The sequence below is a fragment of the Streptomyces sp. NPDC001851 genome (assembly GCF_040297165.1).
GTDB lineage: Bacteria > Actinomycetota > Actinomycetes > Streptomycetales > Streptomycetaceae > Streptomyces.
Genome location: NZ_JBEOYR010000004.1, coordinates 218,107 through 234,052, shown reverse-complemented (window position 1 = coordinate 234,052; position 15,946 = coordinate 218,107). Strand labels below are relative to the sequence as shown.

The window sequence follows — 15,946 nt, the reverse complement described above, 5'->3', positions numbered from 1 at the left end:
GCGCAGGGAGCAGGCGCAGGAATGCGGCGCCGGGCACCGGTACGGCGACCGGGCCGCACCGTGTGCGACCCGGTTCTGCGAGCGGGCGGACCGCCGTGCCCGCTCGGTCAGCCCTTCGCGTACTCCTTCGCCATGGCCCCGGCGAAGTCGAAGACCACGACCTGTTCGTCGCCCACCACCCAGGCGTCGTGGCCGGGTGAGCACACGAACACGTCGCCGGGGCCGATCTCGGCCTCGCCGCCGTCGTCCATGCGCAGGCGCATCCGTCCCTGCATCACATAACCGTTGTGGTGGACCATGCAGCTCTCGGTGCCCGCGATCGGCGCCACGGACTCCGACCAGCGCCACCCCGGTTCGAAGGTGCCCACCGCGAAGTCGAGCCCGGTCAGGTGGAGCGCTTCGAGGTGGCCGCGGGGGAAGTCACGCCGTTCGTCCGGCTTCTCGACCGTCTTGACTTCCAGCATGACGGTGTCCTCCCTTCCGGCCGCTGGGCGCGGCCGGGGCCGGTCACCGTCCCCGGCGGCCTCGGACGGCACCGGCGCTGCGGCGGCCGTACCCCACGTCACCATCGTCGGCCCCGCGCCGGTACGGCGCCAATCGGCTCGGACGACGAGGCGGGGGGTAAGTCGGTTGATTGGCTTAACCAAGGAGATTCCGTGTTTCCGCACCCACCGGTACGACGCTCGCCCCGCTAAGTTGGGCGCCATGAGCAATCTTGACCGCGCGCCCGTGCCCAGTGTCTGCGGCGGCCGCGGATTCGTCGTCGCCGAGCCGGTCCGCGAACTGCTGAGCCCCCGCCGGGTGAAACTGGGCGAGTCGACGCAGGTGCGCCGGCTGCTGCCGAACCTCGGGCGTCGCATGATCGGCGCGTGGGCGTTCGTCGACCACTACGGCCCGGACGACATCGCCGACGAGCCCGGCATGCAGGTCCCGCCGCACCCGCACATCGGGCTGCAGACGGTGAGCTGGCTGCACGAGGGCGAGGTGCTGCACCGCGACTCGACGGGCAGCCTGCAGACGATCCGGCCCCGGCAGCTGGGCCTGATGACCTCGGGCCGCGCGATCAGCCACTCCGAGGAGAGCCCGCGCCCGCACGCCCGCTTCCTGCACGGCGCCCAGCTGTGGGTGGCACTGCCGGACGATCACCGCCACACCGACCCGAAGTTCGAGTACCACCCGGACCTGCCCACGGTCACCGCGCCCGGTCTGACCGCCACGGTGATACTCGGCGACCTCGACGGCTCCGTCTCGCCCGGTACGACGTACACCCCGATCATCGGCGCCGACCTCGCCCTCGCCCGGGGCGCGGACGTACGGCTGCCCCTGGAGCCCGACTTCGAGTACGGCGTCCTGGCCATGTCCGGCGAGGTGCATGTGGACGGTGTGCCGGTGCTGCCCGGCTCGCTTCTCTACCTCGGCTGCGGCCGCTCCGACCTGCCACTGCGCGCCGAGTCCGACGCCGGGATCATGCTCCTGGGCGGCGAACCGTTCGCGGAGGAGCTGATCATGTGGTGGAACTTCGTCGCCCGCTCCCAGGAGGAGATCGTGCAGGCTCGCGAGGAGTGGATGAAGGGAGCACGTTTCGGCGAGGTGAAGGGCTACGACGGGGCTCCGCTGCCAGCCCCCGAGCTGCCGCCGGTGTCGCTGAAACCACGTGGAAGGGTGCGCTGACCTGGGAGTATCTGGTCTTCCGGTCAGGTGGGTTCGAGACGACGCCGCGCGCAGTGGTCAGGCTTCAAGCTGTGCACACGATGCCGACCAGTTCTCCTGGGGCGGGCCAGGAAGTGCTCAAGCTGGTTTTCGTCGTGCGCCTGGCTGCTCCACCAGGACGAGCACGTGGTGCCCGTTCCGGGAAGCCGCACCCGGCGCATATCGCGGAGAACCTCGCAGTGGCGGGCGTCGAGCTGCATCCGGACACCCTGGCCCGGATCGACGCGGCACTGAGCCGCTTCACCCCCCAGGGCACCTGCGGCCTGCTCGGGCCGTGACTCCCGTGGCCATGGCGTCCCCGACGCCAACACTCCAGCAGCCTCAGCCGTGAGGGGTCCCTCTGGCACCTCCGATCCCGGAAACCCGCTACGAAGATCCGTGCTCGCCCTACGTGTCCCTGCCGCTTGTCAGGACTCCGTACTCCGGGTGCCGCCGGTCAGGGCCGTGCTCAGGGCGCTGCGCCGTCGGATGCCCAACTTGCGGTAGCTGTGCGTCAGATGGGTCTCCACGGTGCGGCGGGCCAGATGCAGCAGATCCGCGATCTCCGCGTTGGTGCGTCCCTCCGCCGCCAGTTCGGCGATCCGGCGCTCGCTGTCGGTGAGCGAGGCGGCACCGATGCGTGTCGTCGGACGGCGGGCGCCGCTCGCATGCAGCGCCTCCTCCGCCAGGTCCCGCAGCCGTACTGCGCCCAGGCGTTCGGCGAGGCCGGCCGCCTCCCGCAGGATGCCTCGGGCGCGCGAGGACTCGCCCGAGGCGGTCAACTGGCGGCCCACGGCCAGCAGCGCTGCCACGAGCTCCGGTCCGGCGGGGCCGCCGCGCAGCAGCCGTAAGGCCTCTTCAGCCAGGTCCAGGCCCCGGCGTCCGCCGGTCGCGGTGCCGAGGACACGCAGTGCCCGGCCCACCGTGCGGGGGGTGTTCCACACCCTGGCCAGGCGCAGCTCCTCCTCCGCCAGGGCGAGCGCCGCGCGCGGCACCCCCAGGGCCAGATGGCACTCGGCGGCGGCAGTTCGCCAGGGGGTGACGACCGGGCTGAACACCTCCCGGGCCGACTGGCGGCGGCCGCACTCCAGGAAGTCGTGCAGGGCGCCCGCCGGGTCACCGTTCGCGGCGCGCAGCCGCCCGCGCGCGTACAGGAACCGGTTCAGCTCCCAGGACTCCGGCGCCGTCCGCAGGTCGAAGGCTTCGGCAAGGCGTTCGGCGTCGGTGACACGGCCCGTCTCCACGAGTGCCGTCAACGCGTGGGCATGGGCGTTCCTCGGCGTCGTGGTGGCGGGCAGCGGGTCGGCCAGAAGGCGCGTGAAGTCGCCTCGTGCCGCGATGATGTCCAGACGGGTGTCGAGCAGCGCCTCCTGCATGGGGTGCAGGACGTCGGGGCGCTGCCCGGCCAGGCCGCGCTCCACCAGCCGTTCGGCTTCGTCGAGTTCGTCGGCCCACTGGGCGACCGCGGCGGCCGTCCCCAGCAGGTAGGGCTCGGACAGCGGGTCGGCCGGCTCCGACAGCAGGCCCCGCAGGCGCAGCATCGCGTCCTTCGCCGAGCTCCGGCCCGCCATGACCGCGTATTTGACCAGGAAGGCGTGACCGGCCGGGCTGATCGACTCCGGCGAGCGCTCGGCAGTCTCCACCAGCCGTTTGTACGCCTCCTGCCGCACCAGCAGTTCCTTGTCGGACAGTTGCAGAAACGCCTGCCGCAGGATGCGTATCAGGTCGGGTCGGTCGGCGAGCGCGTCGTACAGCGAGCGCAGCACCTCGACGCCCGCACGGGTCATGCCACGGCCGGTCAGCGCCGTCCCGAGAGCGACTGCGGCGCGCACTCGTTCCTGTGGCGGCCCCGGCAGCCGCAGTGCCTCGGTGAGCCTCAGGATCGCGGCCGAGGAGCCGGGTACCGCGTACTCCAGTGACCCCAGTTCGGTCAGCAGGCGTTGTCTGCCCTCATCGGAGAGAGGTTCCTCCAGAGCGCGGCGCAGGAAGGCCACCGCGTCCTCGATCTGCCCCTCACGCAATGCCAGCGATGCCGCCTCCTGGAACACCGGCAGCACCCAGGGCTCGTCCACCGCATCGGCGAGCAGCAGTTGGCGGGCGACGATCTCGCTCGCGACACCACGGTGCAGCATCGACTCGGCGCTCGTCCGGTGCGCGGCGCGCCGCCGGGCCGCGGGCACGCCGATGAGTATCGCGTCCCTCAGCAGCGGATGGGTGTAGCGGGCGCGGCCCATGCCATCGGGGCGAAGCAGACCGAGGCCGGTCATCGCGGTGATCCAGCCCGAGACCCGGGTCGGGTCGGCGCCGGTGAGTTCGGAGAGGAGCGAGGGGATGTGGAGGACCGGGAACCCCGTGCTGGGGGCGGGGCCGTGGTCCCAGCCCTCGTCCAGGATCGCCAGTGTCCGTGCCACCTCCGCGGTACCTGGCCCGGCGCAGTCCAGCCACCATTGGACGGCCGCCGAGAACGCTCCGGGGTACAGCGCGGCCGAGGTGTCCGGCACGACGGGGTGACTGCCGTCGGAGAGGTCGTCCAGCAGGGCGCGCAGCAGCAGCGGATTGCCCGCCCCGGCCCGTACACAGTCCTCGATCCAGGAGTCGTCCGCGTCGGGGAAAGCCGAACGGACCTCTGCCACGGCCGAACTGGGGGACAGCGGGGTCAGCGTGTGGGTGGCGACCAGGGCAGGAGAGAGACCGTGGGCGAGGCTCTGTGCGGGCGGGTCGACGTCGTACTGGCTGCGCTCGGTGACCGCCAGAATGATCGGCAGACGGTCCACGAGCCGGGCGGACTCCACCAGCCAGCGGCGGGACGCCGCGTCAGCCAGGTGTACATCGTCGACGGTGATCAGCAGCGGCGACCGCTCGGCGTGCGAGTGCAGCACCTTCCGCAGCCCGGCGCCGGTCCTGCGTTCATCACCGTCCCCGGTGGGATCGATCAACTCGGCTCCTGAGCAGAAGAGTTGAAGGATCGTGGTGAAGGGGAACGCGGAGTCGCCGGCGGAGCAACGGGCACGCATCACCTGCATACCACGGGCTGCGGCGTCCTCGGCGGCGGCCTCCAGAACGGTGGTGCGCCCCGTGCCGGTGGCACCGCGTAGCAGGACCAGACGACCGGTGCCCGCACGAGCGCGCTCGGCCGCTGCGGCCAGCAGCCGTGCCGCTTCCCGTGGTGCACATGCCGTTCGGCACACTCCTGCCTCCTCGTGTGGACGTGGGCGTCCTCATGGACGAGGACGCCGTGCGCGCTGCCTCGGTGGCGTGACCCGCACCGTGAGAAGAACCACCATGATCGCGCACAGGTGCGGCGGAACCGGAATGTCGCGTCCGCCATCACGTTCCCGGTGTCGTGGATCTGGCCTGCCGATCTCGTGGTCCGTGTCGTGGTGCTCCACGATTGCGCTGGTCACGGGGGTCGCAAGAGGGTGAAGAGGCGCCACCCGCCTCTGACCTCATAGAAGTGGCGGGTTCGCGGACAGGGAGACAGGGTGCTCAACTCAATCCGGATGACACACGCCGGTACGCCACACGGCACCGCCGTGCCGCGGGCTCGGGTTCCCGTGACGGGGCACGCCCGAGTGGTGAGAGCGCGTCAGCCGAGATGCCGGACAGATGTGTCGTGCCTCCGAGCGGCGTGGACGACGCACGCCGACGACGAACCGTGGGAACCGAAGGCGCGGACACGGGCGCTGGGCGATGACCCTCACCGCAGGGCGGTGACCCGTGCGGCACAGGGATGCGCTCTCCACGACACGCCCCTCCCGCCGGGACCGGCCGGCACCTGCCCCGGAGCGGCCCGCCCGCCCCGCCGCCGGCAGCCGTACCCGCCGAAGGCGAAGCCTGGAACCGGCCCCGTGGCGGAGATCGTCAGCTCTGTGTCCTTGCCGCCAAACGGCAGGGCGGACAAGGATGATCGGATGACACAACGGCGCGTCGTCTTCCTCGTCTTTCCGCAGTTCCAGGTGCTCGACCTGGCGGGACCGCATGAGGTGTTCACGCAGACGGAACGGTGGGTGCCCGAGGGCGAGGGCTACGCCGTCGAGATCGTCGCGGGCCGGGCCGGAACGGTGCGCGCCTGCAACGGAATCGACGTAGCGGCCGGTAGCGGCGTCCAACAGTGCGAGGGTCCGCTGGACACGCTCGTGGTCGTGGGCGGACCGGGCGATCGTGAGGCGGCGGACGACGAAGAGCTCATCGGCTGGCTCAGGGAGGCGGCCGGCCGGGCCCGGCGGACCGCTTCCGTGTGTACGGGCGCGTTCCTGCTCGCACGGGCCGGGCTGCTCGACGGGCGGCGCGCGGTGACGCACTGGGCGGCCTGCGAAAGGCTGGCCCGGGCGCACCCGGACGTCACGGTCACCCCGGACCAGATCTTCGTACACGACGGGCCGGTGTGGACCTCGGCCGGCATCACGGCGGGGATGGACCTGGCGCTCGCCATGGTCGAGGAGGACCACGGGCCCGAGGTCTCCCGAGCCGTGGCACGGATGCTGGTGATGTTCGTACAACGTCCGGGCGGTCAAGCGCAGTTCAGCACCCAGCTCGCCGCGCAGCGGCCCACGCGCAAGCCGTTGCGGGACGTGCAGGCGTGGGTCGCCGACCACCTCGCCGACGATCTGACCGTCCGGATGCTCGCCGACCGGGCCGGCATGAGCGAGCGGAACTTCACCCGGGTCTTCCGCGCCGAGACCGGACTCACTCCGGCCGCCTATGTGGAGACCGTACGCATCGAGGCCGCCCGGGCTCTGCTGGAGACGACGGACACCACCATCGACGCGATCGCCCGGCTCTGCGGCTTCGGCTTCGCCGAGACCCTGCACCGCCGCTTCAAGCACACCCTGGGCGTCACACCGGGGCAGTACCGCCACCACTTCTCCAGAACAGGGTGAAGAAGCACTCGCACCTGGCCGTCGCAGTGACGAGCCCGAGCGCAACCGGCGCGTCTCCTTGGACGCCTTCGGGCATCGCGGGTTGGCCAGAACCGTCCCGGACACCGCCCCGGTCGTGTGACGGCACGTCCACGGCAGGCACCGGCACCAGACACAGCACTTGGAGCGCACGTTCCCGATCAACGACGCGCCACACCACGGCACAGAAGCAGGATATGCATGACAGTCTCTTCAGACAGCGACAGCACCGTCGGAGCGGCAGCTCCCTTCCGGGTGCTCGGTCCGATCGAGGTGAGCGGCGAGCAGGGGATCGTGCCCGTGGCTCCGGGGCGTCAGGAGATCGTCCTCGGGGCGCTGGTGCTCGAACTGAACCGGGTGGTGGAAACGACCCGTCTGATCGACTTCATCTGGGACCACGGTCCGCCGAAGACCGCACGGGCCCAGGTGCAGATCTGCATCTCCCGGCTCCGGAAGGCACTTACGGAGGGAGGCGTGGACGCCACCATCGAGACCCGTCCCCGCGGATACGTGCTGAGGGCGCCGCAGGACGCGACCGACATCGGCGATTTCCGTCGCCTGGTGGCTCAGGCGCATGCCCTGGCCCGTGACGGTCTGAAGATGCCCGCGGTGGAGAAGCTTCGCTCGGCCACGGGCCTGTGGCGGGGGCGGTGCCTGGCCGGTGTACCCAGCGAGGTCCTGGCCGGCATGGCGGCGCAGTGGGACGAGAGGCGCCTGGAGGCGGTGGAGACCTGCATGGGGCTGTTGCTGGAACTCGGTCGTCACGAGCACCTGGTCGGCGAACTGATGCAGCTTGTCGCCTGCCATCCGTTGCGTGAGCGGCTGCGGAGTCACCTCATGGTGGCGTTGTACCGTTCGGGCCGGCAGGCGGAGGCGCTGGACGTCTACCACCAGGGCCGCGCGATACTCACCGAGGAACTGGGCCTGGACCCGGGGCGGGAACTGCGCGACCTGGCACAGGCGATCCTGACCCACGACCCCGACCTGGTCCTGGCCGGGCCGGCCGAACCACGTCCTGTCGTGGCGACGCCGTTCTCCGAGGCGGCTCAAGAACGAAGCGCCGATCCCGACCCGGTCGTGATCCCGAGGCAACTTCCCGCGGACACCGGCGACCTGGTGGCGGACGGCCGGTTCGTCTCAGCGGTCTGCGACGCCGTCACCGAGGGGCAGGACAAGGGGCAACTGAACGTGGTCCTGGTGCTCGGCGGACCTGGTGTCGGCAAGAGCACGTTGGCCAGGCATGTGGCGCACCGGGTGGCGACCGAGCGCTTCCCGGACGGACAGCTCTACTGCGACCTTCGCGGGCCGGGCGGACAACCCGTAGGCCCCGCAGAGGCGTTGGGGCGCTTCCTGCGGGCGCTGGGCGTGCCGGGCCAAGCCATACCCGACGCGCTCGACGAGCGCGCGGAGATGTACCGGAGTCTGCTGGCCGGTCGCCGGACACTGGTGCTGCTGGACGACGCGGTGAGCGAGTCGCAGGTGATGCCGCTGCTGCCGGGAACCAGCAGCAGCAGCGTGCTGGTCACCAGCCGCGGCCAGCTCACGGCGTTGCCGGGCACACGCCGATTCGGCGTGGCACCGCTGAGCCCGGAACAGGCCGTCCAGCTCCTGGGGCGGATCATCGGAGAACACCGGGTGGAGAGCGAGCCGGAGGCGGCGCGGGTCCTCGTGCATCTGGTGGGCGGGCTGCCCCTCGCTCTGCGGATCATCGGCGCCCGCCTGGCCGCGCGGCCGCACTGGTCGCTGGCCTCCATGGGAGACCGGCTGGAGAACGAGCACCGCCGACTGGACGAGCTGGCGCACGGCGAACTGTCGATCCGGGCAAGTCTTTCCCTCAGCTACGACGGCCTGGCGGCGGCCGACCGTCGCCTGTTGTGCCTGCTCAGCCTGGCCGAGGGGACGGAGGTCCCGAGCTGGCTGGGTGCCGCCCTCGTCGACGACCGCACGCCGCACTGCACCGACCTGCTGGAACCCCTCATCGACATGCGGCTCCTCGGCATCACCGCCATGGATCAGGACGGGGACTTCCGATGCGGACTGTCACAGATCGTCAGGATGCTCGCGCACGAACGGCTCCCGGCGGAATGCACCGAGGCAGATCGCGCTGGAGCGGTGCGGCGCATGGTCGGCGGCTGGATGGCGCTCGCGGAGAGGGCGCACAGAGAGATCTACGGCGGTACATGCACCATCGTGACGGGCCGGGGCGAGCGATGGCTTCCGTCGGAACGCCATGTCCAGCGGTGCGTGCGCGACCCGCTGGGGTGGCTGGAGAGAGAGCAGACCAACCTGTTGAACGCGGTCGAGCTGGCGGCCAGGTCGGGCCTGGACGAATTATGCTGGGAGCTGGCCACGACCCTGGTGACACTTTTCGAGGCTCGCGGCTATCCCGACCTGTGGGAGCGCACCCATCAGGTGGCGCTGACCGCGGTGCAGGAAGCGGGCAACGAACGGGGCCAGGCGGCGGTGCTCGGCTCGCTCGGGACCTTGCACCTGTACCGGGGCGAACACGAGGCGGCGGGCCCCTACCTCAGCGCCGCTCTGGAGATCTTCGAGCGGATCGGTGAGGTACGCGGTCAGGCGCTGTGCCTGCGTGACCTGGCGCGCATCGAGCGACACCGTGGTGACGACGATCGGGCGCTGGCCCTCTACACGAGCGCTGAGCGCGGCTTCCTGCGGGCGCGGGACGTGATCGGACGGGCGTACGTGCTCGGCGAGATGGCGCACATCACGATGCGGCGGGCGGACTTCACGCGAACCCGTTCCCATCTCGACGAAGCCCTCGGCATCTGCCGGTCGGCCGGCTTCGGCCGGGGCCAGGCCCTCGTACTGCGGCGGCTCGGTCAGATGCTGACGTGCCAGCAACGCTACGAGGCCGCGGAACAAACCCTGCTCGAGGTCCTCGCTATGGTCAGGGCGAGCGGCGACCTGGTCGGCGAGGGGTATGTGCTGCACGACCTCGGCCGGGTCAATGCCCACCTGCACCGAAGGGAACAGGCCGTCCAGTACTACTCGCTATCGGCCAAGATCCGGGAGCGGATCCTGGACCACAGCGGGGCCGCCGCCGCGCGGTCCGACATCGTTGCCATGCTGGGCAGGCCCATGACGTCCGTCGGCTGGCACCAGCAGGCAGACAGGTCCGTCACGTCCACGGCGTGTTGAGGGCGGGCAGCTCATCGGCCGGCGACTTCATGATGGCCATCTCGGTTCTCCTTACCTCCGCGACCCGTTCGGCAGTCCGTCCGGGCGTCACTGACACCAGCGTGAACCAGGTGCCCATCGTGACCGCATGACCGCGCTATCACCGCCCTATCCCGGCCCTGTCCGTGCCGTGGATGCGCCGTGATGCCGTGCCGATAGGGCGCCACCGGAAAGTGAGTCATGCCGACCTCGGCGCCCCTTCGGGGGGACAGCCCTCAAGGAGTGGTCCGAATGACCGTAGTGACCTGGGACGTGGTGACACCCGCCGCGTGCGGCGTCCCGCATGCCGAATCGCGGCGCGGCACGAGAGAAGCGGTGCGTGCGCACCAGAGCCTCCTCTTGACCCTGGCCCAAGAGGAGGTGCACGACTGATGACGATGGACGCGGAGTTCTACTCCCGGGTGGCCGAGCGGTTCGGCGGCTACTTCAGCGATGCGCGCAGCACCGACGTGTTCGCCGACGGCCGCCCGGACGCCGTCTTCGACGAACTGGCGACCGCGCTGGGCACGCCACAGGCCCGGCTGCTGGATGTCGGCTGTGCCGACGGGCGCAGTCTGTTGCGCATCTCACGACCGTACGGCGCCGTGACCGGGATCGATCTGTCGCCGTCGATGCTGGAGTGCGCCGCACGGTATCGAGCCGAGGCAGGTCTGCCGCATGTCACGTTCGAGCTGCGCGACGCCGCACATACGGGGCTGCCCGACGGATACGCCGATGTGATCACGTCCCGCCGCGGTCCGCTGATCGCCGGCGAGTTCGAGCGGGTGCTGCGCCCCGGTGGGGTCGTGATGTACATGGGGATCGGCGAGCAGGACGCGCGCGAACTCAAGGAGACGTTCGGCCGGGGCCAGAATTTCGACAGCTGGAACGGCAGGCCCTTGGCGGACGAGGTTGCCCTCGAACTCTCCGACGCGGGCTTCGTCGTGACACGAAACCAGGCGTTCCGGTTCGAGGAGTTCTACCACTCGCCGGACGACCTGAACACATTCCTGCACCAAGTGCCGATCGTCGACAACTACGATTCCGCGGCGGACAAGGAGGCGTTCGATCGATATGTCGCCGCGGTCTCCGTCGATCAGGGCGTCCGGCTGAGCCGGCATTGGTTCATCGTGCAGGCGCAGAAGCCGGCGGCCGTCGAGCCGTCCCACCCTTAGGAGGCGGTGCGCCATGGAACAGGATCTCGTGGTCAACGAAGTCTTCGGTCCGACCGTCCAGGGTGAGGGTCGGTCCATGGGACGCAGGTGCGCGTTCCTGCGACTCGGCGGGTGCAATCTGTCGTGCTCGTGGTGCGACACGCCCTACACGTGGGACTGGGTCGGAGCCGCTGACGGCGGGATCGCCCACGATCCCCGCAAGGAGCTTCACCGGCGCCCGGTCGAAGACGTCGTCGAAGAGCTGCTCGCGTTCGACACCGAACTGATCGTGATCTCGGGCGGTGAGCCCCTGGGCCAGCAGGAACGGCTGATCCCTCTGGTGGCAGCGCTGACCGAACGCGGTAAAGAGATCGAGATCGAGACGAACGGAACGCACGCCGCGCACCCCGAACTCGTCGCCGCCGGCGTCAGGTTCAACGTCTCGCCCAAGCTGTCGCACTCCGGTGACCCCCTGCGGCGCAGGATCGTCCCCGCCGCTCTCACCAGTCTTTCGGCCCTGCCGGGCAGCACGTTCAAGTTCGTCTGCCAGAACACCCGCGATCTCGACGAAGTGGCGCAGCTGGTCACCGACTTCGACCTGCCCTCGGTGTGGATCATGCCGATCGGGCGTACCGCCGACGACGTCACCAAACACATGGGCGAGTTGGCCGACGCGGTGGTGGAGCGCGGCTGGAACCTGACGACGAGACTCCACACCCTGCTGTGGGGCGAAAAACGCGGTGTGTGACCCACGGCCCGCACAAGAAGAAGGGAACTCGTCCGATGACATTTCGGATCACGAAGAAATTTGAATTCTCGGCCAGTCATCGGCTCTCCGGTCTTGCTCCGGATCACCAGTGCGCCCGGATGCACGGGCACAACTACGTGATCGAGCTGGAACTCGCAGCCGATGACGCGAGTCTGCTGCCCGTGGGCTTCGTTCGAGACTACGGAGAGCTGTCCGCGTTCAAGGAATGGATGGACAAGCAGCTTGATCACCGGCATCTGAACGATGTGATGGACGAAAACCCGACGGCCGAGAACATGGCCGCCTGGGTCTACAAGACATGGGTGATGGAGTTTCCCGAGTTGACCTGTGTCCGTATCTCCGAGACTCCCAAGACGTGGGCCGAGTACCGGCCGTGAGGCCGGCGACGACGAAGCCCGGACGAAAGGCAGCCGCATGTCGGTGACAGATGTGGAACTCGACGGTGACCCGTCGGCGACCAGGACGACCGAGGACCCACTGGTCGGGATCGCCCGCCAGTTGCTGGAGGAGATCGGCGAGGACCCCGATCGTGACGGACTGCGCGACACCCCTGCGCGGTTCGCCCGCTGGTGGCGCGAGTTCATCAACTACGACCCGGGTTCGCTGGGCACGCTTTTCGAGTCGATCGGCACGAGCCAGCTCGTGGTCGTCTCGGGCATTCAGGTCTGGTCGCTGTGCGAGCACCACCTCCTGCCGTTCAACTGCTCCGTGACGATCGCGTACCGCCCGACGGGGCAACTGCTCGGCCTGTCGAAGTTCGCCAGGGTCGCCCATCAGTACGCGCACAGGCTGCAGGTCCAGGAGCGTCTCGTGGACCAGATCGCGCTGGAGATCAGCACCCTGAGCGGCACCCCGGACGTCGCGGTGATAGCGAAGGGCGAGCACCTCTGCATGTCGATGCGCGGCATCAAGGCTCCCGCGCAGATGACGTCGACCGCGTATCGCGGGGACTTCGGCACGGACCCCGGGCTCCGGGGCGAGCTGTTCGACCTGCTCCGGGCCTGACGAGCCGTCCGGCTCCGTCAGTGGGGCGCCCACGTCCTGCCGGGGTCGATGGTCCGGTAGCCGCCGGAGCACGCGATCCGCACCGGGTGGCCACGCGTACCGGCAGCGCCGAACCGGACTCTCACCGCGCTCCCGCCGTTCCGCCGCGCCCACCGGCGACGGGCTTCGCGGTTCCGGCGAGTGTGCTCCGCAGGGGTTCGGCACCGGCTGCCGCTTCGGGCGTTCCTCGTCGAAACGTGGTTTCCGCCGGCTTCCCCGCCGGGTCATCCCCCGGCACGTCGATCGCCTCCACGCCGGCCCCCGCATTCGCCTTGCCCGCCGTGCCGCGAGCGCGGCGGTCGTCGGCCGCGTCCCGGTCGCGGAGCGGCGACATGAAAGGACAACGATGAACACCATTGATTCCTCCACGCCTGCGGAAGCGGCCCGGCTGCTTCCCGAGCTGGACGCCGAGCGGCTGCTGGCCGACCTCATGACCGCACGCGACCACCTGTGGGACGAACAGAGCTCGCACGAGAACGGGCGAGTCTCCAGGTGGGCCGAACAGGACTGGCGCTGTCTCCCGGTGCGCAGCCCCGGTGGTGACAGGACACGCACCGACCCCGGCGGCCCCGGCAGCGCGGAGTTCGCCGACACCGAGTGGCTGGACGACATGCCGTACGTGCGGGAGGTCCTGCACGCGATTCCCGGCCCCCTCTACGCCGCCCGGTTCCTGGACCTCGGCCCCGGAGTCGTCGGATACCGCCATTGTGACGCCAAGTTCGCCCCGGACTGGGGTCTGGCCCGGCTGCACATCCCCGTCATCACCCACGAGGAGGCCTCGCTCGACCTCGACGGAGAAATTCATCGCTGGCAGCCCGGTGAGTTCTGGTTCGGTGACTTCAGCCGCAAGCACCAGATCCAGAACCTCGGACCCGAGCACCGGGTGCATCTCGTCGTGGACGTGCTCGTCACACCGGAGCTCGCACGGCTGTTCCCGGCCGACTGGGCCGACTACTTCGACGGCCCGGATGTGCTCTACAACCGTCCGGGCGTGGCCACGACCGACCAGGAGCGCAAAGCCGCGCGGTGTTCGTTCGACGCGCCGGAGCACCTGCTGGAGATAGAGGTGTTCGGGTCGCTCACCGGCGCGCAGCCGCAGGCCGGCTTCGGCATCGTCGACACCGGCACGGAACTGGCCGTCCGCTCGCCGCAAGACCACCTCTTCCCGCTGGTGGCCCTCGGCGGAAACGAATACCGCCTGGTCGGCTGGAGCGAGGAGCGGACCATCACCACGAGGCTGGACGGTCCGCGGCCCGAGGTCGAACTGACCTACCGCAAGGGCCGGGAATCGACCCGCCTCGTCGTCCCGGCCACGCCGACGCCGTGACGGACGCCCCTGCGTCCGCCGCCGCTCCGGCGCACCGCGCACCGCAGTCCTGACCCTCAGGTACTGACCCTCCATCCCTTTTCCTTCTGCCGGAAGTCGACACATGCCGAAAACCGTCGCAATCGTGTCCGGCGGCCTGGACTCGGTCACCATGGCCTACCACCTCCAGGCGCAAGGACACACACTCCACCTGCTGTCCGTGAACTACGGACAGCGTCATCTCATCGAGCACCGGTTCGCCGCGAAGGCGGCTCGAACTCTCGGGGTGCCCCACGACGTCGTCGACCTCAGCCCCGTCGGCAAGCTCCTGAGCGGCTCCTCGCTCACCGACCCGACCGTCGACGTGCCGGATCACGGGAGCGGGTCGTCCGGCGGCAGCCCGAACGTAGTACCCAACCGCAACGCCCTCCTGCTGTCCGTCGCCTTCGCCGTCGCCGTCGCCCAGCAGGCACAGGCGGTGGCCGTCGGAGTGGTCGACGACCTCCAGGCCGCACCCGACAGCAACGCCGCCTTCATCGATTCCTTCCTCGCCATGGAGCGGATCGCGACCCACGGATACGCGCATCCCGACCTGACCCTGACAGCCCCGCTGGTCAAGCTGCGCAAGAGCGACGTGGTGTCGCTCGGTGAGGAACTCGGCGTCCCCTGGACCGACACCTGGAGCTGCTTTCGCGGCGACACGCTCCAGTGCGGGCGGTGCGCAGCCTGCGAGGAGCGCCGGCAGGCGTTCCGGGACGCCGGCGTGACCGATCCGACGACCTACCGGAACAGCGATTCGAAGGAGCTGTCATGACCGACCCGTTCCCCGTGCTCGATCTCCGGGACGCCGCCGGTTCGCCAGAAGCCCGGGCAGAGTTCCTGCTGCGGTTGCGCAGGGCCGTGCACGAGATCGGCTTCTTCCAGCTCGTCGGCCACGGCATCGAGGACGCCGACGACATGCTCGACCTCACCCGCCGGTTCTTCGAGCTGCCCGAGGCCGACCGGCTCGCGCTGAACATCCTCGACTCGCCGCTGTTCCGCGGCTACTCCGAACTCGGCCGCGAACACACCCGAGGTGTGCCCGACCAGCGCCGGCAGCTGGACATCGGCCCGGAGCAGCCCGCGAGGCCGTCCGAGCCCGGGGATCCCGCCTACCGGTGCCTGATCGGCCCGAACGAGTGGCCAGCCGCGATGCCCGAGCTGCGCCCGGCCGTCGAGTCCTGGATCACTCGGCTGACCGATCTGTCGCACCGGCTGCTGCGGCTCCTGCTCGAGTCGCTCGACGCCCCCGCCGACTTCCTGGACGACGTGGTCGACCCGGATCCACAGATCCACCTCAAGCTTCTGCACTACCCCGGTCCCACGCAGAAGAGCGAGGGCACCGGTTCCGACCAGGGGACCGGCATTCACAACGACCTCGGGCTGCTCACCCTGCTCGTCCAGGACGACAACGGCGGCCTTCAGGTCGCGGTCGAGGACGACCGGTTCGCGGACGTACCGGTGATCCCGGGGGCGTTCGTGGTCAATCTGGGAGAACTGCTGGAGGTGGCGACGCGGGGCTATGTGCGCGCCACCCTCCACCGGGTGGTCCGGCCCGCCCCGGGCGTCGACCGCTACTCCATTCCCTTCTTCTACAACCCCCGGCTGGACGCCACGATGCAGTCACTGCCCAGCCCCTACGTCGAGGGCGCCGACGGAGTCATCGACGTCGTCGGCAACCCTCTGTTCGCCCTCTACGGCGACAACGTCATGAAGGGGCTGGTCCGCTCCTTCCCCGACATCGTCGCCCGGCACCATCCCCACCTGGCCGCGGTGGCCGGGTCCGGGAACTCCTGACACCGGCCGTCGGCGCCACCGCCGGGCCCGAGTGGCCGGGCCCGGCGGTGGCGCCGGCGGCCGGTCCGAGGGG

General features: G+C 70.0%; 13 protein-coding genes. 11 read left to right on the top strand and 2 right to left on the bottom strand.

Annotated features, from left to right (window positions below):
• Nucleotides 1-107: 107 nt before the first annotated feature.
• Entirely contained in the window at nt 108-464 is a 357-nt protein-coding gene (locus ABT171_RS07715; protein WP_351240884.1) for a cupin domain-containing protein, read from the bottom strand.
• A gap of 241 nt (nt 465-705) precedes the next feature.
• Between ABT171_RS07715 and ABT171_RS07710 the strand changes: the two genes are divergently transcribed.
• The gene (locus ABT171_RS07710; RefSeq protein WP_351240882.1) at nt 706-1,671 is read left to right on the top strand and encodes a pirin family protein; all 966 of its coding nucleotides are present in this window, start codon (nt 706-708) and stop codon (nt 1,669-1,671) included.
• A 446-nt stretch (nt 1,672-2,117) separates the two neighbouring features.
• Here ABT171_RS07710 and ABT171_RS07705 read toward each other — a convergent pair whose 3' ends face one another.
• On the bottom strand, nt 2,118-4,877 hold the full coding sequence (locus ABT171_RS07705) for a helix-turn-helix transcriptional regulator (protein ID WP_351240880.1): 2,760 nt from the start codon (nt 4,875-4,877) through the stop codon (nt 2,118-2,120).
• Nucleotides 4,878-5,600: 723 nt separating this feature from the next.
• On the opposite strand from ABT171_RS07705, the gene ABT171_RS07700 reads away from it, so the two are divergent.
• The 10 genes from ABT171_RS07700 to ABT171_RS07655 all read left to right on the top strand — a co-directional run bounded on the left by ABT171_RS07700 (nt 5,601) and on the right by ABT171_RS07655 (nt 15,873).
• The gene (locus tag ABT171_RS07700; RefSeq protein WP_351240878.1) at nt 5,601-6,569 is read left to right on the top strand and encodes a GlxA family transcriptional regulator; all 969 of its coding nucleotides are present in this window, start codon (nt 5,601-5,603) and stop codon (nt 6,567-6,569) included.
• Nucleotides 6,570-6,788: 219 nt separating this feature from the next.
• A complete protein-coding gene (locus ABT171_RS07695) occupies nt 6,789-9,746 on the top strand; it encodes an AfsR/SARP family transcriptional regulator (protein ID WP_351240876.1) in 2,958 nt (985 codons plus the stop codon).
• Nucleotides 9,747-10,016: 270 nt separating this feature from the next.
• Complete coding sequence (locus ABT171_RS07690; RefSeq protein ID WP_351240874.1) at nt 10,017-10,157, top strand: hypothetical protein; 141 nt, start codon at nt 10,017-10,019, stop codon at nt 10,155-10,157.
• Nucleotides 10,157-10,939, top strand: a complete 783-nt coding sequence (locus tag ABT171_RS07685; RefSeq protein ID WP_351240872.1) for a class I SAM-dependent methyltransferase — start codon at nt 10,157-10,159, stop codon at nt 10,937-10,939. Before ABT171_RS07690 ends, ABT171_RS07685 begins: the two co-directional genes overlap by 1 nt.
• Nucleotides 10,940-10,952: 13 nt before the next feature.
• Nucleotides 10,953-11,666, top strand: coding sequence for a 7-carboxy-7-deazaguanine synthase QueE (locus ABT171_RS07680; RefSeq protein ID WP_351240870.1), 714 nt, complete (start codon nt 10,953-10,955; stop codon nt 11,664-11,666).
• A gap of 35 nt (nt 11,667-11,701) precedes the next feature.
• Nucleotides 11,702-12,064, top strand: coding sequence for a 6-pyruvoyl trahydropterin synthase family protein (locus tag ABT171_RS07675; protein WP_351215905.1), 363 nt, complete (start codon nt 11,702-11,704; stop codon nt 12,062-12,064).
• A gap of 37 nt (nt 12,065-12,101) precedes the next feature.
• Nucleotides 12,102-12,692 carry a GTP cyclohydrolase I gene (gene folE, locus ABT171_RS07670; protein WP_351240868.1) on the top strand — a complete coding sequence of 197 codons (591 nt, stop codon included), beginning with the start codon at nt 12,102-12,104 and terminating at the stop codon, nt 12,690-12,692.
• 385 nt (nt 12,693-13,077) lie between these two features.
• The gene (locus ABT171_RS07665; protein ID WP_351240866.1) at nt 13,078-14,058 is read left to right on the top strand and encodes an aspartyl/asparaginyl beta-hydroxylase domain-containing protein; all 981 of its coding nucleotides are present in this window, start codon (nt 13,078-13,080) and stop codon (nt 14,056-14,058) included.
• Nucleotides 14,059-14,161: 103 nt separating this feature from the next.
• Nucleotides 14,162-14,851 carry a 7-cyano-7-deazaguanine synthase gene (locus tag ABT171_RS07660; RefSeq protein WP_351240864.1) on the top strand — a complete coding sequence of 230 codons (690 nt, stop codon included), beginning with the start codon at nt 14,162-14,164 and terminating at the stop codon, nt 14,849-14,851.
• Entirely contained in the window at nt 14,848-15,873 is a 1,026-nt protein-coding gene (locus tag ABT171_RS07655) for an isopenicillin N synthase family dioxygenase (protein ID WP_351240862.1), read from the top strand. The genes ABT171_RS07660 and ABT171_RS07655 overlap by 4 nt, the downstream gene beginning before the upstream one ends.
• Nucleotides 15,874-15,946 lie beyond the last annotated feature (73 nt).

Excerpts from the sequence above, each read along its gene's own strand:
- ABT171_RS07715 (WP_351240884.1), bottom strand. The coding sequence starts at position 464 with ATGCTGGAAGTCAAGACGGTCGAGAAGCCGGACGAACGGCGTGACTTC.
- ABT171_RS07710 (WP_351240882.1), top strand. The coding sequence starts at position 706 with ATGAGCAATCTTGACCGCGCGCCCGTGCCCAGTGTCTGCGGCGGCCGC.
- ABT171_RS07700 (WP_351240878.1), top strand. The coding sequence starts at position 5,601 with ATGACACAACGGCGCGTCGTCTTCCTCGTCTTTCCGCAGTTCCAGGTG.
- ABT171_RS07695 (WP_351240876.1), top strand. The coding sequence starts at position 6,789 with ATGACAGTCTCTTCAGACAGCGACAGCACCGTCGGAGCGGCAGCTCCC.
- ABT171_RS07690 (WP_351240874.1), top strand. The coding sequence starts at position 10,017 with ATGACCGTAGTGACCTGGGACGTGGTGACACCCGCCGCGTGCGGCGTC.
- ABT171_RS07685 (WP_351240872.1), top strand. The coding sequence starts at position 10,157 with ATGACGATGGACGCGGAGTTCTACTCCCGGGTGGCCGAGCGGTTCGGC.
- ABT171_RS07680 (WP_351240870.1), top strand. The coding sequence starts at position 10,953 with ATGGAACAGGATCTCGTGGTCAACGAAGTCTTCGGTCCGACCGTCCAG.
- ABT171_RS07675 (WP_351215905.1), top strand. The coding sequence starts at position 11,702 with ATGACATTTCGGATCACGAAGAAATTTGAATTCTCGGCCAGTCATCGG.
- folE (WP_351240868.1), top strand. The coding sequence starts at position 12,102 with ATGTCGGTGACAGATGTGGAACTCGACGGTGACCCGTCGGCGACCAGG.
- ABT171_RS07665 (WP_351240866.1), top strand. The coding sequence starts at position 13,078 with ATGAACACCATTGATTCCTCCACGCCTGCGGAAGCGGCCCGGCTGCTT.
- ABT171_RS07660 (WP_351240864.1), top strand. The coding sequence starts at position 14,162 with ATGCCGAAAACCGTCGCAATCGTGTCCGGCGGCCTGGACTCGGTCACC.
- ABT171_RS07655 (WP_351240862.1), top strand. The coding sequence starts at position 14,848 with ATGACCGACCCGTTCCCCGTGCTCGATCTCCGGGACGCCGCCGGTTCG.